25 protein-coding genes are annotated in these 24,724 nt (G+C 64.5%); 7 read left to right on the forward strand and 18 right to left on the reverse strand.

The features are described from left to right. Positions 1 to 16: 16 nt before the first annotated feature. From pheT to pyk, 9 genes are all read right to left on the reverse strand, one after another. On the reverse strand, positions 17 to 2,425 hold the full coding sequence (gene pheT / locus BMI88_RS11575; RefSeq protein ID WP_078548895.1) for a phenylalanine--tRNA ligase subunit beta: 2,409 nt from the start codon (positions 2,423 to 2,425) through the stop codon (positions 17 to 19). Between the two features lie 10 nt (positions 2,426 to 2,435). Further along, a complete protein-coding gene (locus tag BMI88_RS11580; RefSeq protein ID WP_078548898.1) occupies positions 2,436 to 2,729 on the reverse strand; it encodes a YrhK family protein in 294 nt (97 codons plus the stop codon). After that, complete coding sequence (locus BMI88_RS11585) at positions 2,689 to 3,123, reverse strand: ASCH domain-containing protein (protein WP_078548901.1); 435 nt, start codon at positions 3,121 to 3,123, stop codon at positions 2,689 to 2,691. The genes BMI88_RS11580 and BMI88_RS11585 overlap by 41 nt, the downstream gene beginning before the upstream one ends. Positions 3,124 to 3,197: 74 nt before the next feature. After that, the gene (locus BMI88_RS19585) at positions 3,198 to 3,821 is read right to left on the reverse strand and encodes a hypothetical protein (protein WP_146673555.1); all 624 of its coding nucleotides are present in this window, start codon (positions 3,819 to 3,821) and stop codon (positions 3,198 to 3,200) included. Next, positions 3,818 to 4,891 (reverse strand): phenylalanine--tRNA ligase subunit alpha, encoded by a 1,074-nt coding sequence (gene pheS, locus BMI88_RS11590; protein ID WP_078522552.1) that lies wholly within the window; start codon positions 4,889 to 4,891, stop codon positions 3,818 to 3,820. The genes BMI88_RS19585 and pheS overlap by 4 nt, the downstream gene beginning before the upstream one ends. A 406-nt stretch (positions 4,892 to 5,297) precedes the next feature. Continuing rightward, entirely contained in the window at positions 5,298 to 5,663 is a 366-nt protein-coding gene (rplT, locus tag BMI88_RS11595) for a 50S ribosomal protein L20 (RefSeq protein ID WP_078522551.1), read from the reverse strand. A gap of 18 nt (positions 5,664 to 5,681) precedes the next feature. Then, on the reverse strand, positions 5,682 to 5,882 hold the full coding sequence (rpmI, locus tag BMI88_RS11600; RefSeq protein WP_078542184.1) for a 50S ribosomal protein L35: 201 nt from the start codon (positions 5,880 to 5,882) through the stop codon (positions 5,682 to 5,684). A gap of 142 nt (positions 5,883 to 6,024) precedes the next feature. After that, entirely contained in the window at positions 6,025 to 6,267 is a 243-nt protein-coding gene (locus tag BMI88_RS11605; protein WP_078548903.1) for a hypothetical protein, read from the reverse strand. Positions 6,268 to 6,303: 36 nt separating this feature from the next. After that, positions 6,304 to 7,749: a pyruvate kinase gene (pyk, locus tag BMI88_RS11610; RefSeq protein ID WP_078548906.1), complete on the reverse strand. Its 1,446-nt coding sequence runs from the start codon at positions 7,747 to 7,749 to the stop codon at positions 6,304 to 6,306. Between the two features lie 136 nt (positions 7,750 to 7,885). On the opposite strand from pyk, the gene BMI88_RS11615 reads away from it, so the two are divergent. The 3 genes from BMI88_RS11615 to BMI88_RS11625 all read left to right on the forward strand — a co-directional run bounded on the left by BMI88_RS11615 (position 7,886) and on the right by BMI88_RS11625 (position 10,428). After that, positions 7,886 to 8,632 (forward strand): N-formylglutamate amidohydrolase, encoded by a 747-nt coding sequence (locus BMI88_RS11615; RefSeq protein WP_078548909.1) that lies wholly within the window; start codon positions 7,886 to 7,888, stop codon positions 8,630 to 8,632. 132 nt (positions 8,633 to 8,764) lie between these two features. After that, entirely contained in the window at positions 8,765 to 9,703 is a 939-nt protein-coding gene (locus tag BMI88_RS11620; RefSeq protein WP_078548912.1) for a calcium-binding protein, read from the forward strand. Positions 9,704 to 9,918: 215 nt separating this feature from the next. Further along, positions 9,919 to 10,428, forward strand: coding sequence for a hypothetical protein (locus BMI88_RS11625; RefSeq protein ID WP_078548915.1), 510 nt, complete (start codon positions 9,919 to 9,921; stop codon positions 10,426 to 10,428). Between the two features lie 91 nt (positions 10,429 to 10,519). Here BMI88_RS11625 and BMI88_RS11630 read toward each other — a convergent pair whose 3' ends face one another. The 3 genes from BMI88_RS11630 to dgcN all read right to left on the reverse strand — a co-directional run bounded on the left by BMI88_RS11630 (position 10,520) and on the right by dgcN (position 13,433). Beyond that, the gene (locus BMI88_RS11630; RefSeq protein WP_078548917.1) at positions 10,520 to 11,380 is read right to left on the reverse strand and encodes a D-amino-acid transaminase; all 861 of its coding nucleotides are present in this window, start codon (positions 11,378 to 11,380) and stop codon (positions 10,520 to 10,522) included. A gap of 19 nt (positions 11,381 to 11,399) precedes the next feature. Beyond that, complete coding sequence (gene dgcA / locus BMI88_RS11635) at positions 11,400 to 12,362, reverse strand: N-acetyl-D-Glu racemase DgcA (RefSeq protein ID WP_078548920.1); 963 nt, start codon at positions 12,360 to 12,362, stop codon at positions 11,400 to 11,402. Positions 12,363 to 12,431: 69 nt separating this feature from the next. Further along, positions 12,432 to 13,433 carry an N-acetyltransferase DgcN gene (dgcN, locus tag BMI88_RS11640; protein ID WP_078549780.1) on the reverse strand — a complete coding sequence of 334 codons (1,002 nt, stop codon included), beginning with the start codon at positions 13,431 to 13,433 and terminating at the stop codon, positions 12,432 to 12,434. A 289-nt stretch (positions 13,434 to 13,722) separates the two neighbouring features. Between dgcN and BMI88_RS11645 the strand changes: the two genes are divergently transcribed. Further along, complete coding sequence (locus BMI88_RS11645) at positions 13,723 to 14,679, forward strand: L-malyl-CoA/beta-methylmalyl-CoA lyase (protein ID WP_078522543.1); 957 nt, start codon at positions 13,723 to 13,725, stop codon at positions 14,677 to 14,679. A 190-nt stretch (positions 14,680 to 14,869) separates the two neighbouring features. Here BMI88_RS11645 and BMI88_RS11650 read toward each other — a convergent pair whose 3' ends face one another. After that, entirely contained in the window at positions 14,870 to 15,337 is a 468-nt protein-coding gene (locus BMI88_RS11650) for a GyrI-like domain-containing protein (RefSeq protein ID WP_165756995.1), read from the reverse strand. A 183-nt stretch (positions 15,338 to 15,520) separates the two neighbouring features. Here BMI88_RS11650 and BMI88_RS11655 point away from each other — a divergent pair, with 183 nt between their 5' ends. Further along, positions 15,521 to 16,480, forward strand: a complete 960-nt coding sequence (locus BMI88_RS11655) for an acetyl-CoA carboxylase carboxyltransferase subunit alpha (protein WP_078548923.1) — start codon at positions 15,521 to 15,523, stop codon at positions 16,478 to 16,480. Positions 16,481 to 16,511: 31 nt separating this feature from the next. Here BMI88_RS11655 and BMI88_RS11660 read toward each other — a convergent pair whose 3' ends face one another. Then, a complete protein-coding gene (locus tag BMI88_RS11660) occupies positions 16,512 to 17,732 on the reverse strand; it encodes an MFS transporter (RefSeq protein ID WP_078548926.1) in 1,221 nt (406 codons plus the stop codon). An 82-nt stretch (positions 17,733 to 17,814) separates the two neighbouring features. Between BMI88_RS11660 and BMI88_RS11665 the strand changes: the two genes are divergently transcribed. Beyond that, entirely contained in the window at positions 17,815 to 18,147 is a 333-nt protein-coding gene (locus BMI88_RS11665) for a helix-turn-helix domain-containing protein (protein ID WP_078548929.1), read from the forward strand. A gap of 99 nt (positions 18,148 to 18,246) precedes the next feature. On the opposite strand, the gene BMI88_RS11670 is transcribed toward BMI88_RS11665, so the two are convergent. Genes BMI88_RS11670 through BMI88_RS11680 form a run of 3 tightly spaced genes read right to left on the reverse strand, consistent with a single transcriptional unit; the run spans position 18,247 to position 20,587 of the window. Then, positions 18,247 to 19,023, reverse strand: a complete 777-nt coding sequence (locus BMI88_RS11670) for a 1-acyl-sn-glycerol-3-phosphate acyltransferase (RefSeq protein WP_078548931.1) — start codon at positions 19,021 to 19,023, stop codon at positions 18,247 to 18,249. After that, positions 19,023 to 19,919, reverse strand: a complete 897-nt coding sequence (locus tag BMI88_RS11675; RefSeq protein WP_078548934.1) for an FtsX-like permease family protein — start codon at positions 19,917 to 19,919, stop codon at positions 19,023 to 19,025. The genes BMI88_RS11670 and BMI88_RS11675 overlap by 1 nt, the downstream gene beginning before the upstream one ends. Continuing rightward, entirely contained in the window at positions 19,916 to 20,587 is a 672-nt protein-coding gene (locus tag BMI88_RS11680) for an ATP-binding cassette domain-containing protein (RefSeq protein WP_078548937.1), read from the reverse strand. Before BMI88_RS11680 ends, BMI88_RS11675 begins: the two co-directional genes overlap by 4 nt. Positions 20,588 to 20,725: 138 nt before the next feature. On the opposite strand from BMI88_RS11680, the gene BMI88_RS11685 reads away from it, so the two are divergent. Beyond that, positions 20,726 to 21,856, forward strand: a complete 1,131-nt coding sequence (locus tag BMI88_RS11685; protein WP_078548940.1) for a zinc-ribbon domain-containing protein — start codon at positions 20,726 to 20,728, stop codon at positions 21,854 to 21,856. Positions 21,857 to 21,909: 53 nt separating this feature from the next. On the opposite strand, the gene BMI88_RS11690 is transcribed toward BMI88_RS11685, so the two are convergent. Continuing rightward, positions 21,910 to 24,687, reverse strand: coding sequence for a DUF4175 domain-containing protein (locus BMI88_RS11690; protein WP_078548943.1), 2,778 nt, complete (start codon positions 24,685 to 24,687; stop codon positions 21,910 to 21,912). Positions 24,688 to 24,724: the final 37 nt, after the last annotated feature.

A 24,724-nucleotide genomic window follows, 5' to 3' on the forward strand; every position in this document is an offset into this window, starting at 1 on the left:
TCTCTCGAGGACAACCTTAGCTGCGCAGCGTGCCGCCGGTGGCCTTGCTCACCTTCTCGACGATCTTCTTGCTCACCGCTTCGATCTCGGCATCGGTCAGCGTCTTGTCGGCAGGCTGCATCCGCACCGTCAGCGCGATCGACTTCTTGCCCGCGCCCATCTGCTCCTCGGCCTTGGCGCCGGTGAACTGGTCAAAGACATTGACGCTCTCGATCAGCTTCTTGTCGGCGCCCATCGCCGCGTTCACCGCCGTCAGCGCCTCGACATTCGCATCCACGACGAAGGCGAAATCGCGCTCGACCGCCTGCAAGTCGGAAATCTGCAGCGCGGGCCGGGTCGCGCCCTTCTTCTTCGGGAAGGGGATGTTTGCCAGACGGATCGTGAAGGCGACCGCCGGGCCCTTCACGCCCAACTCGCGCAGCACCTTGGGATGCACTTCGCCGAAGGTCGCCAGCAGGTTCGGGCCGAGCGCCACATTGCCCGCGCGACCCGGATGCCACCACGCGTCCAGCTTGCGGTTGATCTGCGCACGCGCCGGAGCGCCGACCGCGGCCAGCACGGCCTCGGCATCGGCCTTCGCATCATAGAGGTCCACCGGACGGCGCGACCCAAAAGGATCGCGCGACGCGGAGTGACCGACCAGAAGCCCGGTCGCCTGCAGAACCTGCTCGCCCGGCTCGCCGCCGTTGAACGCAGGGCCAACCTCGAACAGTGCCAGATCGTTCAGGCCGCGCGCCTGATTGCGGGCCGCCGCCTGCAGCAGACCCGGCAGCAGATCGGGGCGCATATGCGTCATCTCCGAGCTGATCGGGTTCTCCAGCTTCGTCGCGTCCGCACCACCACCGAACAGCTTGGCGGACGCCTCGTCGATGAAGCTGTAAGTCACGCACTCATTATAACCCAGAGCCGCCGTCGTGCGCCGCGCCATCCGCTCGCGCTGCTGCATCGGCGTGAGGATCGCGTCCGGCACGCCGGTCGTCTCGCGCCCCATCGGCTTACCCTCAAGCTTCGTCAGCGAGGCGATCCGCGCCACTTCCTCGACGAGATCGGCCGAACCCAGCACATCGGGGCGCCAGGTCGGGGGCGTCGCCATGTCGCCGTCGAGCGTGAAGCCCAGAGCCTCCAGCGTCTCGCGCTGCGTGGCCTCGGGAATGTCCATGCCGACGAGCGAGATCACCCGCGCCGGGTCCAGCTTGTAAGCGCGACTGACATCCGGCACCGCGCCGTCCATCACCAGCTCCGACACTTCGCCACCGCACAGATCGACAACCATCTTCGCCGCCAGATCGAGCCCCGGCAGCGTGAAAGCCGGATCGACACCCCGCTCGAACCGATAGCGCGCATCCGAGTTGATCTTCAGCGCCCGGCCCGTCGCAGCGATGGTGATCGGGTCCCAATAGGCGCTCTCGAGGAACACATCGACCGTCTCCTCATCCGCACCGGATGCCTCGCCACCCATGATCCCGGCAAGGCTCTCGACGCCCTTGTCGTCGCAGATCACCATGTCGCCTGCGCGCACGGTATAGGTCTTCTCGTCGAGCGCGAGGAACTCCTCGCCGCCCTCGGCCGGTTTGATCACCAGATTGCCCGCCACCTTCTTCATGTCGAAGACGTGGAGCGGCCGGTTCAGGTCATAGGTGAAGTAGTTCGTGATATCGACCAGCGTCGAGATCGGGCGCAGACCGATCGCCTTGAGCCGCTTTTGCAGCCACTCGGGCGACGGCCCGTTCTTCACACCGCGGATCACGCGGCCAGCAAATAGCGGGCATCCCTTGTCCCTCAGCGCCGGGTCGATCGTCACCGAAATCGGCGCGTCGAACGCAGCCTCGACCTTCGGCACGTCGAGCGGCTTGAGCTTGCCCAGCCCCCGCGCTGCCAGATCGCGCGCAATCCCGCGCACGCCAAGCGCGTCCGGCCTATTCGGCGTAATCGCAATCTCGATCACCGGATCGACCGCCTCGGGACGGTTCGCAGCCAGCCAGTCGGTGAACTTCTGACCCACCTCGCCCGAGGGCAATTCGATGATCCCGTTATGCTCGTCCGACAGCTCCAGCTCGCGCTCGGAGGCCATCATCCCGTGGCTCTCCACCCCGCGGATATTGCCCACCGACAGCGTCACGTCGATGCCGGGCACGTAATCGCCGGGCTTGGCCAGCACGACCGTGATCCCGGCCCGCGCATTCGGCGCCCCGCAGACGATCTGCGTCACACCCTCATCCGTCTCGACCATGCAGACCCGCAGACGATCGGCGTCGGGGTGCTGCTCGGCGGACTGCACTTTGGCGAGCGTAAACGTCTCCAGCTTCGCCGCCGGATCGACGACTTCCTCGACTTCCAGACCCAGATCGGTGAGCGCCTCGGCGATCTGATCGACGGTGGCCTCGGTCTCGAGATGATCCTTGAGCCAGGACAGGGTGAATTTCATCGGACTTCCCTCAGGATTGCTTGCGCTGCGCGAGGTCCTTGTAATCCCCCATCTCAAGGAGTTTCAACTCCCGCCAAAGCCGGATCGAGGGTTTTGCAGCGAAAAGGAGCGACCCGATCAGGAACAACCACGTGCCGGGGATCATCAGGCTCTCGTAGAAGAAGAAGATCGAGCCGATGACGAAACAGAAGGCCGCGCCGAAATCGACCACCGTATAGGCGATCTCCGTGAGGGCGATGAAGCGGCGCTGCTCGGGGGTCTGTTCATGCTTCGGGGTGTCGAAGAGGCGTTTCTTCTGGGCCATCGGGTTCTCCTTGAAAGTCCTTTACCAAGCGAAACCGCTCGCAAACGAGTTCCATCTCAGGGGTAAAACCTCCGTTACGCTCGAAATAGGCCTGATGACCCTGCCGCCAGCCTTCCAGCGTCTCGTCCTCTCCCTCGGCCAGCGCGAAATCCTCATCGACATCGCAAAACCGCCGGATCGTGACCTCGATGGTTTCGATCATCACGGCTGGCTTGCCGTCCCAGTCGAGCGCGATATCGCGCCGACCCACCACCGGCATATCCTCGCCCCCTTCGGTGAAGTAAGTGAGCGCACCGCAGGTGGCGGCCTTCTTGCCTTCGCGGATCAGGGTGAGGAGCTGGTCGCAGAGTTCGCGGTTATCGCCGAAGGTGAAGGTGATGGGGGTGTTGGGCATTGGGGGCTTCCTTTTTGGTTGGGGGAAGCGGGCGGCGGATCAACCAAGGGCATGTCTCTATTCCCCCATAAGGGCTAGTTTGCAGCCTTTGTCATCCGAATAGCTTCGCGCAAATGATCGTATGCAATCTCCAGATCGCCTCTGAGATCAGAGGAAGTTACGGCTGACAGTTTGCGAAGCTCATCTTCCGCTATTTGAAAGGCATGTCGGACAGCTTCTTTGTCATCAGCTGCTCCATTCCACTCATTGTATCGGTCAAACGCATCCCAAAGACATAATTCAGCTTCACGAACTTGCTTCTGAAGCCTGTCAAGGAACTCATACTCATGGGAATAGATGCCAAGCGCGGACAAGCGGATAGTCTTTTTCGAAAGTTCTCTTAGCTCAGATTTGAGCTGCGGCAGATTCCCAAGAACACGTCGACAGTCTTCGTAGTAGCGATGAAATGGTTTCCCTCCATACAGAGCAGCTATGCCGTCAAACTCAAGCGATGCTCGGGGAACACAATCGTCAAGGCCTTCAGCTATATCGAGAAGACCCTGCAGAACCTCTTCCGCGTGCTGGCTACTTTTTAGGGTGAGTTGCTGCCTCTGCCACTTCCTGTATTGCCAGATCGCAAACGCCACCCCAAGGACGGTCGCCAAATTCGCGGCAGCCTGCAAGATTAGCAGAGCGTTAGCCGCGAACGAGGCGCTCACCGGCTCAACCCACCAGCCACCGTCGGCAGATCCAGCGCGCTAAACCCATAGTGCTTCAGCCAGCGCAGGTCGCTCTCGAAGAACGCCCGCAGGTCCGGGATGCCGTATTTCAGCATCGCGAGGCGGTCGATCCCGATGCCGAAGGCGAAGCCCTGCCATTCGTTCGGGTCGATCCCGGCGGATTCGAGCACTTTCGGATGCACCATCCCCGAGCCGAGGATTTCCATCCAGTCGTCGCCTTCACCGATCTTCAGGCTACCGCCCTCCCACGAGCAGCGGATATCGACCTCGGCCGACGGCTCCGTGAAGGGGAAATGCGAGGCGCGGAAACGCAGCTCGACGCCGTCCACCTCGAAGAAGGCCTTGCAGAACTCTTCCAGCACCCATTTCAGGTTCGCCATCGAGATGTCTTTCCCGATAGCCAGACCTTCGACCTGATGGAACATCGGCGTGTGGGTTTGGTCCATATCCATGCGGTAGACGCGGCCCGGCGCGATCACGCGGATCGGCGCGCCCTGCTCCAGCATCGCGCGGATCTGCACCGGCGAGGTATGGGTGCGCAGCACATGCGGCGGACGATTGTCGCCCTCGTCGCGATGCATGAAGAACGTGTCGTGCTCCTGCCGCGCGGGGTGTTCGGGCGCGATGTTGAGCGCGTCGAAATTGTGCCAGTCGTCTTCGATCTGCGGGCCTTCGGCGACCGCAAAGCCCATATCGGCGAAGATCGCGGTGACCTCGTCCATCACCTGAGAGACCGGGTGAATGGTGCCCTGCCGCCGCGGCCGGCCCGGCAGCGTCACGTCGAGCCATTCCTCGCGCAGCCGCGCATCGAGCGCCGCATCCGCCAGCGCCGCCTTCTTCGCGCGCAGCGCCGCGTCGATCTCGTCCTTCAGCACGTTGAGCGCCTTGCCCGTGGTCTGGCGCTCCTCCGGGGTCATCTTGCCCAGCTCACGCATCTTAAGGCTGATCTCGCCCTTCTTGCCCAAGGCGGCCAGACGGATCTCTTCCAGCGCGGCCTCGTCGGTCACATCGGCCACGGCGCTCAGGTATTTATCGCGAAGCTCTTGCATATCATTCCCCGGGAATTTGCTTGGCCCACGGGTTAGCCGCGCCGGCGCGCCTTTGCAACCTCGCGCTTGCAGGCAAAGGGCGGATGGGGGCGCTGCCCCCTCTGGCTTCGCCATTCACCCCCGGGATATTTCCATCAAGAGGAAAGTTAGCGGTTCATTAACCGGAATCGCGTTCACTCGGAGATGCGGTACAGGCGGGGACGCCGATGACCGCTCAAGGGGAAGCGCCCGGTCTGCCGCCCGATGATGGGTCCGAGCCGGGCGTTTTTCTTCCTCTTGGTGGAAATATCCCGGGGGGCTCGTGAAACGAGCGGGGGCAGCGCCCCCTCCCCGGCCAACCACCCACCCGAAACGAAAAAGGCCGCCCCAGATGGAGCGGCCCTTCCCGAATTCTATCGTCAGCCGATTACGCGGCGGCGGCGGCTTTCGCCTGCTCGACGATCGCGCCGAAGGCTTCGGGCTCGTGCACGGCGAGATCGGCGAGAACCTTGCGGTCCACTTCGATGCCAGCCTGGTTGAGGCCGAAGATGAACTTCGAGTAGCTCAGATCCGCATCGACGGCGCGCACGGCGGCGTTGATACGCTGGATCCAGAGCGCGCGGAAGTTGCGCTTACGGGCTTTACGGTCGCGGGTCGCGTATTGGTTCGCCTTATCGACCGCCTGGGTCGCAGTGCGGAAGTTGCGCGAGCGCGAGGAATAATACCCTTTCGCCTTCTTGAGCACTTTCTTGTGCGCGGCGTGGGTGACCTTACCGGATTTGACGCGTGCCATTGTTCAAGTCTCCCGAGTTCAGCGGTTATAGGGCATGTATTTCTTGACGATCTTCGTATCCGCCTCGCAGAGCACCATGGTGCCCGAGGTTTCGCGGATGAATTTCGTCGAGCGTTTGATCATGCCGTGACGCTTGCCGGCCGGACCCACCTTGACCTTGCCGGTCGCGGTGAACTTGAACCGCTTCTTGGCAGCGGATTTCGTCTTCATCTTGGGCATTTACAGCTCCTTTGCAGGGTGTGGAAGCGCGACTCGGCATGCCACTTCGGCCGGCCGCGCGGGTTCAGAGTGGGCCTGTTAGACGCCACAGGTCAGTTTGGCAAGGGAAAAATCCGGAACGACCATACCCCGGAGGGGGACGCTAGTAATTGACCACGCGAGCCAACACGCGCGCCACCGCGTCTGGCACCGTCTTGAGCGTATAGCCCCCCGGCCGGGCGTAGAAAGCCAGCAGGATCAACGCACCAGCCACCAGGATCCCGACCGTCGCCGCCCGCGGCGGGCGGCTGTCGGAGAAGGCGGAGATCGCAGCCGGGATCGCGATGATCGCGATCGCCAGCCCGATCGTAAGCAGGAGATCGGCATCTACCGAAGAAAGATCCATCACCTGCGCCCTTGTCACCAACCCTCTCGGGAAAGGTTACTCAGGGTCAGTACGGTAAATCAATCGCTCATCACAGGGCGCGACGCGCAGGATGTTCGTGGTGCCCTGCACGTTGAACGGCACGCCAGCGGTGACGACGATCTGCTGCGTCTCGTCGGCAAAGCCGAAATCGCGCGCCGCGCGGGCGGCGTTGACGACGGCCTGCTTGAACCGCTCCAGCTCGCCGCACGGCACCGCATGCACGCCCCAGGTCAGCGAGACCCGGCGCAGCGTCGCCTCGATCGGCGAAAGCGCGATGATCGGCACCCGCGGACGCTCCCGCGCGATGAGTGCGATCGTCTTGCCCGATTGCGTATAGGCGCAGATCGCCGCGATATCGGTCGTCTCGGCGATCTCGCGCGCGGCGGCCACGATCCCGTCGGCGACGGTTTGACGAGCCGCATGGCGCGAGGCTTCGATCACCTCGCGATAGGTCGGATCCTTCTCGACCGAAATCGCGACGTTGTTCATCGTCTCGACCGCTTCGACCGGGTAGTTGCCAGCCGCGGATTCCGCGCTCAGCATGACCGCATCGGCGCCCTCGTAGATCGCGGTCGCGACGTCGGAGACCTCTGCACGGGTCGGCATCGGACTCTCGATCATCGATTCCAGCATCTGCGTCGCCACGATCACGGGCTTCGCCCAGGTGCGGCATTTGCGGATCAGCTGTTTCTGGATCGGCGGGACGGCCTGAACGGGAAGCTCCACGCCCAGATCGCCGCGGGCGACCATGATCCCGTCCGAAGCCTGAAGAATCTCGTCGAAGCTGCGCACCGCCGAGGGTTTCTCGATCTTCGACAGGATCGCCGCGCGACCCTTGGCCAGCTCGCGCGCCTCTTCCACGTCCTCGGGACGCTGCACGAAGCTCAGCGCGAGCCAGTCGACACCCATCTCGCAGGCGAATTCCAGATCCTTGCGGTCCTTCTCCGACAGCGCGGCCAGCGGCAGCACCACGTCGGGGACGTTCACGCCCTTGCGGTCCGAGATCGTGCCACCAACGGTGACGGTGCAATTCGCGAAATCATCGCCGCAGTCATCGACCACCAGACGGATCTTGCCGTCATTGACCAGCAACTCCGAGCCCGGCTCGAGCGCCTGGAAAATCTCGGGATGCGGCAGGCACACGCGATGCGTGGCGCCCGGCGTCTCGTCGAGATCGAAGCGGAACTTGTCGCCATCCTCCAGCTCCGCACCATGCGCGGCGAAGGTGCCGACGCGCAGTTTCGGGCCTTGAAGATCGGCGAGGATCGCGATCGGGCGACCGAATTCGGCTTCGAGTTGGCGGATGATGGCGTGCCGAGCGCGATGCTCTTCGTGGCTGCCATGGCTCATGTTCAGGCGGAACACGTCCGCACCTGCGACGAACAGAGCTTTGATGCTGTCATAGTCCGAGGAAGAAGGGCCCAGCGTAGCCACGATCTTCACGTTGCGAAGGCGTCTCATGCGTCCTCGTTTTCCGTTCAAATTGATGTCATTTCGTGGGCCAAGTAAGCGTATGGCGCAATTTGTCGCGGGCCGCAACTGGCGTGGCGCAATCTTTCCCGTTATCTGAGCCATATCGAGCAAGCGTGAAGACACTATGAACGAAAAACAGCCCCTTTCGATCACTGGAGAGGCACGGCCCGGACGCTGGCTGGTCACGTGCGATCATGCGCGCAACACCGTGCCCGATTGGGTGGGCGGTGGCGATCTGGGCATCGAGGCCGAGGATATGGCGCGCCACATCGCCTATGACGTGGGCGCGCTGGGGCTGTCGGAGGCGCTGGCGGAGCGGCTCGATTCACCGATGATCGCGAGCGACTTCTCTCGACTGGTGATCGACCCGAACCGGGGCGAAGACGATCCGACGCTGGTGATGAAGCTTTATGACGGCACGATCATCCCCGCGAACCGCCATGCCGACGCGGCAGAGGTCGAGCGGCGGCTGGACCGGCTCTATCGCCCCTATCATGCGGAATATGCCCGGCTCGCGGCGCGGCGCGGCGATACGGTGATCTGCGCGGTCCACTCCTTTACACCGCGCCTGCGCGGGCGCCCGCCCCGGCCGTGGGACGTCGGCATCCTGCACGCTCCGGCCGATCCGCGCCTCGCCTATGAGATGATCGCGGCGCTCGAGGCCGAGGGCGATCTTTGCGTGGGCGACAACCAACCCTATCTGGGCCATCTGGAGGGCGACTCGATCGACCGCCACGCTCTGGCCCATCGCCGCCCGAACGTGCTGATCGAACTGCGCAACGATCTGATCGCGACACCCGAGCAGCAAGCGGCATGGGCCGACCGCCTCGCACCGATTCTGACGCGGGTTCTGGAGCAGAGCGGTCTCTGATCAGCGACAGTAATCGCGCGGCGCGAGGGATTGTTTCCAAACTACGTTACTCCTGCCACATTTTGATCACATTCTATTGACGACTTCGTGAGCGTTGCGGATATTTCCCCTGATTTCAGGGGGATATCACCGATGCTCGCGACTCTTCTTCTCGCCTTCCTGCCGATGGCGCTCCTTGTCGGGGCCAGCCTCGACGGTGGCGGCGACCATAAAGACGACCATGACGACGAGGAGGCGGCTCGTCCTGATGAAGAAGGCACCGGCGCAGGCGAGGAGATCGACATCTCCGAGCCCGATCAGCTGACCGAAGGCACGTCGGGCGACGACACGATCCGTGGCACCGATGGGACCGACACGGTGATGGGGCTCGCAGGCAACGACGACATCTATCTCGGCGATGGCAATGACGGCGGCGACCTCTCCCCCGAGGACCAGCAGGCGATGGATCAGGCGACGAGCCTCGGCGAATTCCTCGACCTTTATGAGGCCTCAGGCGTCTTCGGCGCGGTCGGCGGCTCGGGCGACGACTATATAGACGCGGGCGCGGGCAACGACTCGATCACCGGCAGCCAGGGCGACGACACGCTGCGCGGCAATCTCGGCGCGGATTACCTGTTCGATGCCGAAGGGTCGAACGCCCTCTATGGCGGCTATGGCGATGACGAACTCTATGCCAGCGATCTGGACGGCGCGCCCGACCTGATCGATGGCGGCGCGAATAACGACGACCTCCATGGCGACGACGGCGACACGATGACCGGCGGCACCGGATCGGATTGGTTCGGGGTCAACTGGAACGAGGGAGACGCGCCGGTAACCGTGACCGATTTCGGACAGCTCGGCCCGAACCCGGCCCCCAACGCGTCCGGCGAATTTCTGGGCATCGAGGTGGACGACCTCGCCAACGTGTCCGACTTCACCGTCTCGCAAAGCGGCAGCGACTCCATCGTGTCGATCAATGGCCAGCAGGTCGCGACGCTCAAGGATGTCGAATATGCCGCGCTCAAGGCGGCGGGCGGCGCGATCTATGCAACCGACGGACTCAACTACGGTCAGCCAGTCTACGCCTGACCCGTTCTCGAATCGTGCCGAGAGGCCGCCGATCGCGCGGCCTCCTTCCGTTTCGGTAAAGCCCCAAAAACGCGACCATATCCGATCGCGATACTAATCCTCGTCATTCTCTCTGATGGTTAACGACCCCTGAACAATGGGGCGGTTTCGGCCTCACAAAACTTTTGCGCAGCCGACAAAATGTCGCGACGATCAAGGCAAGATCAGGAGAAACCATGCTCGCCTTGTTCATCGCCACCACCATCGCGTTATGCCTTCTCGGCTGGGCCGAGGGCTTGCCGCGCCAGCGCCAGGTTCGCGCCGCCGCCGACACCGGAGCGGAGGCCGCCACGATGACCGCTGCGCCCGCGCAGGTCTCTTCGCCGAAAGAGGCGCTCGGCGCTTCGGCCGAGGACGCGAACGACCTCGATGCCGCCGTGATGATGCGCATCGAAGCGCTGCTGGCGCATCCGAACCAACAGGCCGAGACCCGCGCACACGCTCCGGCACCTGCACCCGCCGCAGGCCCCGAGCCGCTGCCGCGCATAAACGGGTTCGAACCGGGCGACGCCATCGCCCTCGATTTCACCGGCTCTGCGCCCCGACGCGACGACATCACCTTCCGCACCTGCGCCGAAGGCACGCTCGTCGTGATTGAAGGTCAGGCCGAACTGGTCATCACAGGCATCGCGCCCGAGCAAATCGCGCCAGATGCCTTCCAATTCCGCGCTCATGCGGCGGCCTGAGAGACACCGCCCGCATGACAGGAAAAGACCCCGGTTGGGCTGGCCGGGGTCTTTTCTTTTTTAAATTCTGGATGTTGCGCCTCGGCGCGGATCAGATCGCGGCCTTGCGGCTCTCGTCGAGATAGATCTCGCGCAGACGCATAGCCACCGGGCCAACCGCGCCCTCGCCCACCGCCTCGCCGTCGATCTCCACCACCGGCATCACGAAAGCCGAGGCCGACGTGAAGAAAGCTTCATCCGCACCCTGAGCCTCTTCGATGGTGAAGGGACGCTCCTCGATCTCCATCTGGCTCTCGGCGGCATATTTCAGCAGCGAGGCGCGGGTGATCCCGTGCAGAATGTCGTGGCTCAGATGCCGCGTGATGATCTTGTTGCCCTTCACGATATAGACGTTGTTCGACGAGCCTTCGGTCACGAAGCCATCTTCCACGAACCACGCATCGTTCTTGCCCGCCTTCTCGGCCGCCATCTTGGCCATCGACGGATAGAGCAGCTGCACCGTCTTGATGTCGCGGCGATGCCAACGCAGGTCGGGCAGCGAGATCACCTTGATGCCCTGTTTCGCCTTCGGATCGTCGGCGAGGTTCGGCTTCGACTGGGTATACAGCACCACGGTCGGGGGCGTGCCCTCCGGCGGGTAGTGGAAATCGCGATCGCCCGCATTCCCGCGCGAGACCTGAAGGTAGATCATCCCTTCGTCGAGATCGTTACGCTTGACCAGCTCGCGGTGAATCTCGATCCATTCGTCTCGGCTCAGATCGCAGGTCATCTCCAGCTCCGCCAGCGAGCGACCGAGCCGGTTCATGTGACCTTCGAATTCGAGAATCTTGCCGCCCAGAACGGAAGTCACTTCATAGACCGCATCGCCCATCACGAAACCACGGTCGAAGACGGAGACCTTGGCCTCTTCCTCGGGAATATACTCTCCGTTGAGATAGACGATCCGGCTCATATTCTTGCTCCTTGAAAACTCAGCCCCAGAGCTCCGGCTCCGGCGGCTCCACCACGCTGCCCTTGTAACGCAGCGGCACATCGCGGTCTTCGGCCAGAAGCAGCGGGCCGTCAAGATCGACGTAATCGGCCCCCTGCGCGACCAGCATCGCCGGCGCCATCGCAAGGCTCGATCCCACCATGCAGCCGACCATCACACCGAACCCCTCGGCGCGCGCGAGATCTCGCAGCCGCAGGGCCTCCGTCAGCCCGCCGGTCTTGTCCAGCTTGATGTTGATGACGTCGTATTTGCCGCGCAGGTTCAAAAGCCCGTCGCGAGTATGGCAGCTCTCATCGGCGCAGATCGGCACCAGCCGCTGAATATCCGACAGCGCCTCGTCCCCCGCCGCAGGCAAGGGTTGCTCGACCAGCGCGACGCCCAGCTTCTTCAGCTCGGCCTGAATGTCGAGGAAGGTCTCGATCTCCCAGCCTTCATTCGCGTCGACGATGATTTTCGACTCCGGCGCGCCCTCGCGCACCGCGCGCAGACGCGGCATGTCTTCGGGCGTGCCGAGCTTGATCTTCAGAAGCGGGCGATGCGCATGCTCGGCGGCCGCCGCGCGCATCTTCTCCGGCTCGTCGAGCGACAGCGTATAGGCTGTGGTCTGGCTCACCGGCTTGTCCAACCCGGCCAACTCCCAGACCGGAACGCCCTTCTTCTTGGCTTCCCAATCCCACAAAGCGCAATCGACCGCGTTGCGGGCGGCGCCTGCGGGCAGCGCCTCTTGCAGCTCGGCACGGGAAATCCCTTGCGGCAGGCTTTCGATCTGCGCAGTAACGCTGTCGAGGCTTTCGCCGTACCGCGCATAGGGCACGCATTCGCCCCGCCCCGTCACGCCCTCGCGCTCCAGCGTCACGCTCAGCACATGCGCCTCGGTGCGCGAGCCGCGCGCGATGGTAAAGACCTGCGCCAGCTTGAACGTATCATGACTCACCCGGATCATCCGCGCCCCCTTCGACTTGGTACAAATATCCCCGCCGGAGGCATCCGGCAGGGGTCACAAGCGAGACAATCAGATCGCGGCGAGCGCGTCTACCAGCTTGCCTGCACCGAAGCGGAACGGATCGGTCGTGGGCAGGCCCATTTCTTCCTCGACCTTCGCGAGATAGGCCTTCGCCTCGTCCTCACCCATCTTCTGGGTGTTCACCGAGATGCCGACCACCTGACAGGCGGGATTGGCGACTTTCGCCAGCGCCAGCGCCATGTCGCTCAGCTCTTGCAGCGAGGGCAGCTTGTAGCCGGGCAGCCCGCGCATATGGGTGCGCGTCGGCTCATGGGCGAGGATCAGCGCGTCGGGCTGACCGCCATGGATCAGCGCCATCGTCACGCCCGAATAGGAGACGTGGAACAGGCTGCCCTGCCCCTCGATCAGGTCCCAATGGTCGGGATCGTTGTCGGGCGTCAGGTATTCGATCGAGCCGGCCATGAAATCCGCGATCACCGCATCGAGCGGCACGCCGTCGCCAGTGATCAGGATGCCGGTCTGACCGGTCGCGCGGAACGTGGCCTTCATGCCGCGCTCGCGCATCTCGCGCTCCATGCAAAGCGCGGTATACATCTTGCCCGCCGAGCAATCGGTGCCCACGGCAAGGCAGCGCTTGCCGGTGCGCTTCTCGCCATTCGCGATCGGGTATTTCACCGACGGGATGCGCACGTCATGCAGCTGACGCCCGCAGGCCTTCGCCACCGCGACCAGATCGGGCTCGTCGCGCAGCAGGTTGTGCAGGCCCGACGCGAGGTCGAGACCTTCTTCCAGCGCCTCGATCAGCACTTTCTTCCAGCCCTGCGAGATCAGGCCGCCACGGTTTGCGACGCCGATCACCAGCGTCTTGCAGCCTTGCGCGATGGCTTCTTTGATATCGAGATCGGGGATGCCCATGTCGGCTTGGCATCCCTCCATCCGGTACTGGCCGACGGCATATTCGGGCCGCCAGTCTTTGATCCCCTGCGCGACCTTCGCGGACAAGGGATCGGGGGCATCGCCCAGGAACAGTAGATAAGGGGTGTCGATCAGCGACATGCGGGTCTCCCTGTGGTCTGTGTTTTGTCTTGTTTGTTGATGATATTAGGGCGGGGCGCAAAAATTTCTTGGGGATTTCCGTGCAACATTTCCGGCAAAACGGAAGATCCTTCGACAAAAGCACCAATTCGCCGCAATTTCGTGCATCACTCGGATTTTCGGATACCTGCAATGCTGCAGCGCGGCCCTGATTCTGCGCCTGCAAAATCGCCTTGCAAGAGGCCGCGCAACAATATACCCAATCTGCAACCCGAAACGTAACTTCCTTGCGAAAGGCCGCTTCATGAGCTTCCGCGTTCAACCCACGCCCCCTGCCCGTCCGAACCGCTGCCAGCTTTTCGGCCCCGGCTCGAACACCAAGCTCTTCCCGAAGATGGCTGCCTCCGCCGCCGATGTGATCAACCTCGACCTCGAAGATTCGGTCGCGCCCAACGACAAGGCGCAGGCGCGGCGCAACATCATTCAGGCCAGCCACGAGATCGACTGGGGCAACAAATACCTCTCGGTCCGCATCAACGGTCTCGACACGCCCTATTGGTATCGCGACGTGGTCGAACTGCTCGAAGAAGGTTCCGAGCGCATCGACCAGATCATGATCCCGAAAGTCGGCTGCGCGGCGGATGTCTATGCCGTGGACGCGCTCGTCACCGCGATCGAAACCGCGAAGGGGCGCAGCAAGAAAATCTCGCTCGAAGTCATCATCGAAAGCGCCGCCGGTCTCGCGCATGTCGAGGAAATTGCTGCATCTTCTCCGCGTCTGCAGGCGATGAGCCTCGGCGCTGCCGATTTCGCCGCCTCGATGGGCATGCAGACCACCGGCATCGGCGGGACGCAGGAAAACTACTACATGCTGCGCAACGGCGAAAAGCATTGGTCCGACCCGTGGCACTGGGCGCAGGCCGCGATCGTCGCCGCCTGCCGCACTCACGGCATTTTGCCGGTCGATGGCCCGTTCGGCGATTTCTCCGACGATGACGGCTTCCGCGCGCAGGCGCTGCGCTCGGCGACGCTCGGCATGGTGGGCAAATGGGCCATCCACCCCAAGCAAATTTCTCTTGCAAATGAGGTCTTTACGCCGTCTGATGAGGCTGTGACCGAGGCCCGTGAAATCCTCGCGGCGATGGAAGAGGCCAAGGCACGCGGCGAAGGTGCGACCGTCTACAAGGGCCGTCTCGTCGACATTGCATCAATCAAACAAGCCGAAGTGATTGTAAGACAAGCCGAAATGATTAAAGATTAAGCCGCGCGCGAACGAATCGCGATATAGTTATCGAATCCCGGAGCGGTTGGGAGGGGAGGCCCGGCCGCATGAGGGAAAAGGAGCGCCCTGGCTTACGGCCGGGGCGTTTCCGTTTTTCTAGCGCCGGGGAATCCCACGCAAACGCCATCTAGCCGCGCTGTGCGACGGCCCGATGACAGCTCCGCAGGCCTTAGCCCTTCAGCGGCAAGCGGATCTCCGTCAGCAAATCTTCCGGCTTCGTGTTCATCGGATCGTTGAGATAGACCTCGTAGGCCACCAGATCGCGGTGCTCCATGCCAGACGCCGGGAACCAATCCTCGTCCAGCCAGCGATAGGCCTCGGGCAGTTGCTCATAGGGGCCCTTCACCGTCACCACCGCATATTTCCCGGCCGGATAGCGAATCTCCGCAAGCGGCGGGAAGATCACGAACCCCTCGCCCACCGCAAAACAGGCATGAGAGCGCAGCTCCTCCGCCGGCACTTTGCGCGGATTGTCATGCCCGATCATCGCCGCGTGCTCGACTTCCGCCCAGGACGGCTCGGGGATCAGCGAAACAAGTTTCTGAAAGACCGGGCCGACCGACGGGTAAGGCCCTTTATGTGCCAGCCCGGCAAGCCGCACCGCTGGCATCTCTTTGATCTCGACTTCATACGCCAAATTAACCCTCATCCGGTTAAAGCGCGCGTTTCCTCAAGTAGTCTATCACCTCCCATCCGCCGCGCCTATGAGGCAAGGCGCCGCCGCTCCCGCAATCGGGACGCGCCCGCCATGCGCCACCCAGTTGCAATTCCCGAGCGTTGAAGACATTAAGGGCGCGAGTTTCCGGATGCGGAGTGATCCATGACCTATCTCGAATTCGAAAAGCCGCTGGCAGAAATCGAAGGCAAAGCCGAAGAGCTGCGCGCGCTGGCCCGGCAAAACGAAGAGATGGATGTCGACAAGGAAGCGTCAGCCCTCGACAAGAAGGCCGAGGCGATGCTGCGCGACCTCTACAAAGACCTGTCGCCTTGGCGCAAATGTCAGGTCGCGCGTCATCCCGACCGTCCGCACTGCAAGGACTATATCGACCAGCTCTTCACCGAGTACACGCCGCTCGCGGGCGATCGCAACTTCGCCGACGATCACGCGGTGATGGGCGGCCTCGCGCGTCTTGGCGACAAGCCGGTAATGGTGATCGGCCATGAGAAGGGCAACGACACCGCAAGCCGCATCGAGCGCAACTTCGGCATGGCCCGCCCCGAGGGCTACCGCAAGGCGATCCGCCTGATGGACATGGCCGCCCGCTTCGGCCTGCCGGTCGTCGCCCTGATCGACACCCCCGGCGCCTATCCCGGCAAGGGCGCGGAAGAGCGCGGCCAGTCCGAGGCCATCGCCCGCTCGACCGAGAAATGCCTTCAGATCGGCGTGCCGCTGATCTCGGTCATCATCGGCGAAGGTGGCTCGGGCGGTGCAGTGGCCTTCGCCACCGGCGACCGCGTCGCGATGCTGGAACATTCCGTCTATTCGGTGATCTCGCCCGAAGGCTGCGCCTCGATCCTCTGGAAGGATTCCGAGAAGATGCGCGAAGCCGCCGAGGCGCTGCGCCTGACCGCGCAGGATCTCAAGAAGCTCGGCGTGATCGACCGCATCATCTCCGAACCGATGGGCGGCGCTCAGCGCGATTCCACGGCGACCATCGCCTCGGTCGGCTCGGAAATCTCGCTGATGCTGGCAGAGCTGGAGGGCAAGAAGCCCGCCGATCTGATCAAGGCACGCCGCAAGAAGTTCCTCGACATGGGCACGAAGGGGCTTTCGGCCTAAACTCGAAGCCCCCGCGCATCGTGAACCGGCCTCACGCCGGTTCCGCCTGCCTGCGCATCAACCCCGCCCCCAGTGCAAGCGCGATGATGACTGCGCCGTAGATCTCGGTCGTCAGCCGCAGCCCCAGCTCCGGCACCGCCAGACCTGCCAGCACCGCGGGCACCCCGAAGGCCGAGTAAGCCAGCGTGAACAGCGCCGCGAAAAGCCCGCCACGCTCATCCGGCGCGGCCAGCGGCGCGAGCGAACGCAGCACCCCCGCGAAACAGGTACCAAAGCCGATCCCCGCGATGAAAACGCTCGCGAGATAGAGCGCGAAACTCCCCGTCGTGAGCGCCGCGAGCGACAGCACCGTGCCCAGCACCAGCCCGTCCGTCCCCAGAAGCGCGATACGGCGCGGGGCCAGATTGCGCGTCGCATAGCACGAGGCCGCTCCGGTCCCCGATAGCAGCGCCACGATCGCGCCCTGCGCCAGCGCCGTGTGAACCTCGAAGACCTGCGCCACGATCGGCGCACCTAGCGACAGAAACAGCGAGCCGGTTCCCCACCCCGCCAGCACCGCAGGCGCACCGCGCCGGAAGGCCGTACGGATATGGGGCGGCACCGAGACCTGCGGGCGCAGCGAGGCCAGCGTCCCCTCATGGCGCGGCGCGGTTTCCGGCGGCAGCCAAACAAGCACCGCCAGCACGCCATAGACGACCGCCAGACCGAGGAAGGTCACCAGACGCGGCGCAGGCGCGTAGGCCAGCAACGCCCCGCCCGCGAGCGCCCCGGCCGCCAGCCCCGCCAAGGGCGCGACCGCGTTCCAGACTGCCGCGAGACCGGGCCGCGTAGACGGCTCATGATCGGTCGAACTCGCACTCAGCGTCGAAATCAGCAGACCGCTCGCCAGCCCCTGCAACACCCGCGCCAACAGCAGCGCCATCGCCGTATCCGCCCAGAGGAATTCGAGCATTCCAAGCGCCAACAGCACGAAGCCCACCGACAGAACCGGTCGCCGCCCGAGATGGTCGGAGAGCCGACCGAAGACCAGCAGGGTCACCAGAAGCGCCCCGGCATAGATCGCGAAAATCCCTGTCATCATCGCCGAGGAAAAGCCGATCCGCGCCTGCAGGACCGGGTAGAAAGGCGACGGTGCACTGGCTCCGGCCAGCATCAGAACGAGCCCCGTGATCGCCAGCACGAAGCCTGCGCGGCTCCGCGTCGGCAGACTTGGAGAGGCGCCGTTCGGGCCGGGATCTGTCTCGTCGGTCATCGCTGTCTCCTGAGGCGTAGGTTCGAAAATTCTCGAACCTCCACATACTCGACATGGCCGATGGTTCAAGTATTATCGAACCATGAACACGCAACCCGAACTCCCGCACCCTCCGCTCGAGGCGCTGTCGCTCTCGCAGGTGCTCTTCGCGCTAAGCGACCCGGCGCGACGCGAGATCGCGCGCAATCTGCGCGAAGGACCACTCGAAGCGGCGGCCTGCAGCTCGGCAGGCGCGGAAGTTCCGAAGTCGACGAAATCCCATATTCTCAAGGTTTTGCGAGAATCCGGCGTAATCCGGAACGAGCCAAACCCGAACGGTCGTGGCCGCCTGCTCACGTTGCGCCGGAACGACCTTGAGGCGCGCTTTCCCGGCCTGATCGACCCGATCCTCGACGCCGATCTGCGAGAGAGTTGATCACGCCAACGTGTTCGGCGCACGCCACCCACAGCGCATCCGCACCTCTTCCTCTTGGCAGAAATATCCCCGCCGGAGGCTCCCTCCGCCGCCACCCGCTCAGGGCTTCGGCAGCGCGAACCCGGCCTCCAGCATGAGCGCATCCGAGCGCGGCTCGACCACTGCCTCGACCGCCGCCAGTGTCTGCGGCGCAGAGCCCGCCGCCTCGATCGCCGGCAGGAACTCGGTCACCGCCACGCCCGACCGGATCGGCCAGCCGCGCTTGCTCCAGAACAGGCCCGCATTGGTCGCGGCGGGCACCACCGGCAGCTTCGTGGCCTCCGCCACCACGCCCACGCCCTGCTTGTAACGGCGCCTCTCGCCCGGCGGCACGCGCGTGCCCTCGGGATAGATGATCAGCTGCCCCAGCCCATGCGTCGCGCGCGCCTCTTCGACCGCGCCCAGCATCACCTTCATCGCTTCCGACCCCTTGGAACGGTCGATCGGAATGCAGCCCGCCTTATGCGCGAACCACCCCATCACCGGCACGTTCAGCAGCGCCTTCTTCATCACGAAAGCCCGGCGCGGCAGGTGATTGGCGAGGATCAGGATGTCGAAAAAGCTCTGATGCTTCGCGGCGACGATGCAGTCGCCCTCAGGCGGCGTGCCGCGCAGCTCATAGCGCAGCCCAAGATAGACCCGCGCCATATCCAGAAGATGCTGCGTCCAGATACCGGCGGTGCGATGCACGCCGGCCCGCCCCTTGGGCAGCACCTGAAACACAAGACCCCAGGCCCCGATCAGCACCGTCGCGATCGAGATGTGAACGTAGTAAAGCCCGGTCATCACATGGGTCAGCGGCGTGACCTTTCCGGGGCGGCGCGAAGGGTCGGACATCAGCGAAGTCTCCTGAGCATACGCAGCGCGGCGAAGCGGGTGGCGGCAAAGGCCACGATCGCGGCGATCGGCGGAATGATCAATGGCCAGAGCCACGCGGCCCCGGAAAAGCCCAAGCCGGTGAGGAAGCCGCCTGCGGCGTCGGTCGAGGGCAGCAGCGCCACCGCAAGCATCCCCAGCACCGTGCCCGCCACCGCGCCGATCAGACCGCGCGTCGTGAAGCGGCGCACGAAGGCCCGCGCGATAAAGGCGTCTTTCGCGCCCACCAGCCGCAGCGTCGCGATTACCTGACCGTTGGCGGCCAGCGCGGCTTGTGCTGCAAGCGTGATCATCCCCGCCATCGCACCGAAGATCAGCAGCAGCGACAGCAGGCCGAGCGTGCGGATCCGCTCCGCCGCCGCAACCAGCGGACGCCGCCAGCGGGTATGGTCGTCGAAGATCGCGCCGGGCGCTTCGGCCTGCAGCCGCAGCCGCAGCCCCTCGGCATCGACGCCCGCGCCGGTCTCGGTCACTGCGATCAGCTTCGGCAGCGGCAGCGCATCCACCGGCAGATCGGGACCGAACCACGGCTTCAGCAGCCCCTTCATCTCGTCATCGCCCATCACTCGCGACGAGGCGACGCCCGGCGTCGTCTTCAGCACTTCCTGCACGGCGGCGACCTGCGCATCCATCTGCTCGGGCGGGGCAGAGATGCGGATCGTGGCCGAGCGCGCGAGGCTGTCGGCCCAGCGATCCGCAAGCCGCCCCGTCGCCAGCGACAGCGCCAGCGCAAAGACCGCAAGGAAGGCCATCGCGGCCGCGGTGAACAGCGTCAGCCGCGCGGTGAACCCGGTCGGCGGCACGACCCGATCCGGCCCGGTCGTCTCGGAGGCGAATGTCAGCAAGGTCAGCTTCACAGATCGGCCCCCGCCGTATGCAGATGGCGCTTCGCGATGCGCAGAACCCGCGCCGAGACCTGCGGTTTCGCCTGCCGGATCAGGTTCAGATCGTGGGTCGCGATCACCACCGTCTTGCCCATCTTGTTCAGCTCGACCAGCAGCGACAGAAGCCGAAGCGACATCTCCCAATCGAGGTTCCCGGTCGGCTCGTCAGCCAGGATCACGTCCGGCGACATGATCACCGCGCGGGCCAGAGCGACGCGTTGCCGCTCCCCGCCCGACAGTTGCGGCGGCAGCGCATTCGCCTGCCGTTTCAGCCCGACCCAAGCCAGCAATTCGCGCAGCTGGGTCATGTCCGGCGTGCGGCGATTGACCGTCATCGGCAGCGCCACGTTCTCCTCCACCGAGAGGTGATCGAGGAACTGGCAGTCCTGATGCACGACGCCAATGCGCTGGCGCAGCCCGGCGATTTCGTCCCGGTCCATCCCGCGCACATCCTTGCCGAACAAGGACAAATGCCCTGCCGTCGGCAGCAATTCCGCGTAGCATAATTTGAGAAATGTGGTCTTCCCGGCCCCCGACGGCCCGGTCAGAAAATGGAATGACCCTGGGGCAAGCGTCAGGGACATTTCGCTTAACAGCTCCGCCCCGCTATAGCTCATCGCCACATTTTGCAGCTCGATCACTGCCAGCCCCTTTATTTGGTGCGCGTTTCGCGAATTAAGTGGCCCAAATCATTTGGACATTCCGCCCGCGCTTGCTACAACATAAGAAAGTGGTTGGCCAGAACGGCAAAACGCCAACACGGGCAGGGATGGGACAATATGCGGTTGGTTTGCCCCAATTGCGGTGCGCAATACGAAGTGGATGACGCTGTCATCCCAGATGGCGGACGGGATGTGCAATGCTCCAATTGCGGGCACGGCTGGTTCCAGCCGAGCAAGGATATGCTCTCCGCCGAGCCCGACACCACCACCGCTGCACCCCCGCCCGAAGGTTGGGATCTCGACGCCGAGATGGAGGCAGAGGCGGAGGCTGCATCCGAGGAAACTGAGGCTGAGGTGACGGCGGAGACGCCCACCGAATCTGAGCCCGTTTCCGAACCCGAACAAGTTTCCGAGCCTGAGCCGCTGCCCGAACCCGAGCAACAACCAGAGCCCGAGGCCGCAACGCCCCTGCCCGAGCCCGAGCCAGTCGTGACGACGCAAAGCACGGACGACACGGATGCCGCCATTGCGGCGATGGTCTCGACGCCGGAGCCCGAGGATCAGGACGACGACGAGGAGGACGAGCCGGGCCTCGGCCCTGCCCCACGTGTCGGCGCCACCCCGCGCAAACCGCTCGATGACGGGCTGCTGTCGATCCTGCGCGAAGAAGCCGAGCGCGAAGCCGCGCAGCGCCGCGCCGAAGGCTCGAGCGAGCTGGAGACGCAAGACGAACTGAATCTCGAAGAGCGCGAGACCAGCGAAGACGCGGAACGCGCCGCCGAGGCCGCCGCCGCCGATCTGGCGCGCCGCCGCAAAACTGCGCAGGACTTTTCCGATCTCAACGAGTCCGAAGAGGATCGCGTGGCCGACCTGCTCGGCGAGGACGACGAAGACATGCGCGCGATCCGCGGACGCGAACGGCTGCCCGACATCGACGAGATCAATTCGACCCTCACCGCGACCTCGGATCGCGAGGGCGACAGCGTGGCCGAATTCTCGCCGGAAATGGCGCGCCGCCGCCGCTCGGGCTTCAGCCGCGGCTTCATCTTCGTCATGGCGGTCACCGCGATCCTGGCGCTGCTCTATGCCTTCGCGCCGGACATCGCCGCGAAAGTCCCGGCGCTCAAATCGCCACTGACCCAATATGTCGTGGCGGTGGACGAGGGGCGCATCTGGCTCGACGACCAGTTGCAGATCCTGACGCATCGCCTCTCGCCCGAGGCGACCTCGGACGGCTTCACCGAATAAGTTTTCCTAATAATCTGCCGCCGCGCATAAGTTGAATTTATGCGCGCGCGGCGTCAGCCCGCATTCGAGAACTGATCGAGCAGCCGCTTGAGGTAGTCGAGCTCTTCCTCGGGGCGCAGACGATCGGCCGAGCGGCGGCGGATTTCATCGAGCAGATCCTGCGCCCGGCGATAGACATCTTCGCCGTTAAGCATCTGACGGTCGGTGCCAAGCTGGTTGCCCTCGCCCTGCGCCCGACCCAGCGGATCGCGCGGCATCTCGCGCCCACCCTGCTGTCCGGGCTGACCCGCCTGCTGATTTCCCTGCTGACCGGGCTGCTGACCGTCGCGGCGCGCCTGTTCGTTGCGCATCGCCTCGCCAAGCGCGCGCATCCCTTCGCGCAGCGCCTCGATCGCGTCGGCCTGACGGTCGATCGCCGCCGAGTTGTCGCCCTCGCGCAGCGCTTCCTCGGCCTGATCCATCGCGCGCCCGGCATCGTCGAAACGCTTCTCGGCCTGCTGGCCCGCCTCGTTGCCGAAGCCCGGCAGCAGCCCGCGCTGGCGGTCGAGTTCGCGCCGCAATGCGCGCTGGCGATCCGCGAGGCTTTGACCATCGACACCGCCCTGCCCGCCGTTCATGCCGGGCTGATCGCCCTGCCCCTGACCGTCGCGCTGCGCTTGCCCGTCCTGGCCTTGGCCCTGACCGGGCTGGTCGCCGGGCTGCTGGCCCTGACCTTGTTGGCCTTGCTCTCCCTGCTGGCCTTGTTGACCCTGCTGACCTTGCTGCTGACCCTGTTGCCCTTGCTGACCTTGTTGACCTTGCTGACCGTTCTCGGCCTGCTGCTGGCGCTCCTCCGGGGTCATGAACTGATCCTGCAGGTCGCGGAACGCATCGTCCGACAGCTCCTGCTGCTTGCGCAGCGTATCTTGCATGTCGCGCATCGCTTGACCGCCGGGCATGTCGCCCTGACCGTTCTGGCCCTGCTGGACCTTGAGGTTCTCCATCATCCGCGCGAGCTGGTCGAGCAACTCCTGCGCCTCGGCCATCCGGCCCTCCTCCATCAGCTTCTGGATCTGGTCCATCATCTGCTGGATCTGGTCGCCGGTGATCTGTTGACCCTGCTGCGGCTGCTGACCGAATTGCGGGCCTTGTTCCTGCTGCTGCGAGCGCTCGGCAAGCATCCGGATGTAGTTGTCGGTCGCCTCTTTCAGCTCCTGCATGAGCTTGGCGATCTCATCCTTGGACGCCCCGTTGCGGATCGCCTCGGAGAGCTTTTCCTGCGCCTTCTGCATCGCGGCCAGCGCATCGGCGAGCCCGCCATCCTCGACCAGTTCGGCCATCTTCCACAGCGCCTCGGCGATCTCATCGCGGGCCTCGGGGGACAGGTCGGGATCGTCGAGGCGCCCGATCACGAGGCGGATCATCAGGTAGACCTCCTCGCGCTTGATGAAGCCCTCGTGCCGGTTCGAAATCGCCCGCAGCAGCTGATCGGCATAGCCGCGGTTGTCGCGCGACCACAGCAGATCGCGGCGCACTTCGATCAGCGCAGAGGCGAGCGGGTCGAAGAAGCGCTTGCCGGGCAGGATGATCTCCTGCGTGCCGGAAGTACCGGTCTGGCCGCGCCCGTCCTCGACATCGAGCGTCAGTTTCACCGGCAGGTTCGCCCAAGGATGCTTCGCGGCATCCTCGACGAGGCTCTCGGTGAAATCGGCCCGCGAGCCGGAAATCGGCAGCGGCAGATCATAGATCAGATCGTCGCGCGGCTCGGGCGGAATTTGCAGACCGTAACGGCGATCGACCTTCGCCAGATCGAGCGAGATCACCGCATGGCCCTTGGTCACGGCGTAATCGTCCTGCGCGGTGAAGGGCAGGCTCAGCTTGCCATCTGCACGGCGGTCGGGCGTCCCGGCCAGCGCGACCGAGGGCGCCTCGTCGGGGCGCACGACCACATTGAAGCGGCGCGCCGCGGGGCCTTTGAACTCCAGAAGCCCGTCGCGGACCGCTTCGAATTCGTGGGTCTCGATGCCGCTTGCGGTCTGCGCCGCGCCCTGTTCGGGCAGCGCGGCCGGGTTCGAAACACTCTCGGAAAAGCCGATCGCGCCGGAGGACCCGTAAAGCCGGATCGAGAAGCGGGTGCCTTCGGGCACGATCAGCTCGTCGCCCTCGACCTTGTTCAGATAGAGCCCCGGCTTGCCGGTATAGCGCGGCGGCGCGGCCCAGCCTTCCCAGCTTGGCCCCATCGCGGCCTCGGCAGAGCCCGCAGGCGTCGGCAGGCCTTCGGTCGGGTGCAAAAGCCGCTGCGGCACGCCGAAGATCACCGCGACGACCAAGGCCGTCAGCGCGGTCAGACGCAGCGCATAGGGATCGCGGCGGGCGAGATCGGGTTTCGGGCGCGGTGCGCGGGCGGCCTGCGCGGCCTTGGCCATGCGCCGCAGATGCGCCATCCAAAGCGCGCGGGCGGCGGGATCGTCCTGCCCCAGCGCCATCTCGTCGGTCAGCGCGGAAAGCGGACGGCCCGGCAGCGTCGCATCGAGGCGCGCAATCGCATCTACCCGGCGCGGCCAGCGCATCCGCCACGCGCCCCATGCCAGCGCGGCGAGCGACGCGATCAGCGCGACCAGCCAGAACCAGCGCCCGCCCGGCCCCAGATAGGCGGGCAGCGCGAAGGCGATGGCGGTGGCGATCAACGCAAGAACCGAAAGAAGCGGCCAGAACGCGCGCAGCCCCCGCTCGACGATCATCCCGGCATGGGTGAGCGCAATAGGCCGGGCGAGCGGGGCCAGAGCGGCCTGCCCGTCCTCCTTCGTCGCCGCGTCGCGCGAAGCTTTGCTGAACCAGTTCCTGACCGGCATACTCTCCCTATCCGTCGGCCCCGATTCCCTTCCTACG

The sequence above is a fragment of the Thioclava sp. F36-6 genome (assembly GCF_002020305.1).
Lineage (GTDB): Bacteria > Pseudomonadota > Alphaproteobacteria > Rhodobacterales > Rhodobacteraceae > Thioclava > Thioclava sediminum.

Coding starts and splice junctions, on each gene's coding strand:
- pheT (WP_078548895.1), bottom strand. CDS start 2,425: ATGAAATTCACCCTGTCCTGGCTCAAGGATCATCTCGAGACCGAGGCC.
- BMI88_RS11580 (WP_078548898.1), bottom strand. CDS start 2,729: ATGGCCCAGAAGAAACGCCTCTTCGACACCCCGAAGCATGAACAGACC.
- BMI88_RS11585 (WP_078548901.1), bottom strand. CDS start 3,123: ATGCCCAACACCCCCATCACCTTCACCTTCGGCGATAACCGCGAACTC.
- pheS (WP_078522552.1), bottom strand. CDS start 4,891: ATGCAAGAGCTTCGCGATAAATACCTGAGCGCCGTGGCCGATGTGACC.
- rplT (WP_078522551.1), bottom strand. CDS start 5,663: ATGGCACGCGTCAAATCCGGTAAGGTCACCCACGCCGCGCACAAGAAA.
- rpmI (WP_078542184.1), bottom strand. CDS start 5,882: ATGCCCAAGATGAAGACGAAATCCGCTGCCAAGAAGCGGTTCAAGTTC.
- BMI88_RS11605 (WP_078548903.1), bottom strand. CDS start 6,267: ATGGATCTTTCTTCGGTAGATGCCGATCTCCTGCTTACGATCGGGCTG.
- pyk (WP_078548906.1), bottom strand. CDS start 7,749: ATGAGACGCCTTCGCAACGTGAAGATCGTGGCTACGCTGGGCCCTTCT.
- BMI88_RS11615 (WP_078548909.1), top strand. CDS start 7,886: ATGAACGAAAAACAGCCCCTTTCGATCACTGGAGAGGCACGGCCCGGA.
- BMI88_RS11620 (WP_078548912.1), top strand. CDS start 8,765: ATGCTCGCGACTCTTCTTCTCGCCTTCCTGCCGATGGCGCTCCTTGTC.
- BMI88_RS11625 (WP_078548915.1), top strand. CDS start 9,919: ATGCTCGCCTTGTTCATCGCCACCACCATCGCGTTATGCCTTCTCGGC.
- BMI88_RS11630 (WP_078548917.1), bottom strand. CDS start 11,380: ATGAGCCGGATCGTCTATCTCAACGGAGAGTATATTCCCGAGGAAGAG.
- dgcA (WP_078548920.1), bottom strand. CDS start 12,362: ATGATCCGGGTGAGTCATGATACGTTCAAGCTGGCGCAGGTCTTTACC.
- BMI88_RS11645 (WP_078522543.1), top strand. CDS start 13,723: ATGAGCTTCCGCGTTCAACCCACGCCCCCTGCCCGTCCGAACCGCTGC.
- BMI88_RS11655 (WP_078548923.1), top strand. CDS start 15,521: ATGACCTATCTCGAATTCGAAAAGCCGCTGGCAGAAATCGAAGGCAAA.
- BMI88_RS11660 (WP_078548926.1), bottom strand. CDS start 17,732: ATGACCGACGAGACAGATCCCGGCCCGAACGGCGCCTCTCCAAGTCTG.
- BMI88_RS11665 (WP_078548929.1), top strand. CDS start 17,815: ATGAACACGCAACCCGAACTCCCGCACCCTCCGCTCGAGGCGCTGTCG.
- BMI88_RS11670 (WP_078548931.1), bottom strand. CDS start 19,023: ATGTCCGACCCTTCGCGCCGCCCCGGAAAGGTCACGCCGCTGACCCAT.
- BMI88_RS11685 (WP_078548940.1), top strand. CDS start 20,726: ATGCGGTTGGTTTGCCCCAATTGCGGTGCGCAATACGAAGTGGATGAC.
- BMI88_RS11690 (WP_078548943.1), bottom strand. CDS start 24,687: ATGCCGGTCAGGAACTGGTTCAGCAAAGCTTCGCGCGACGCGGCGACG.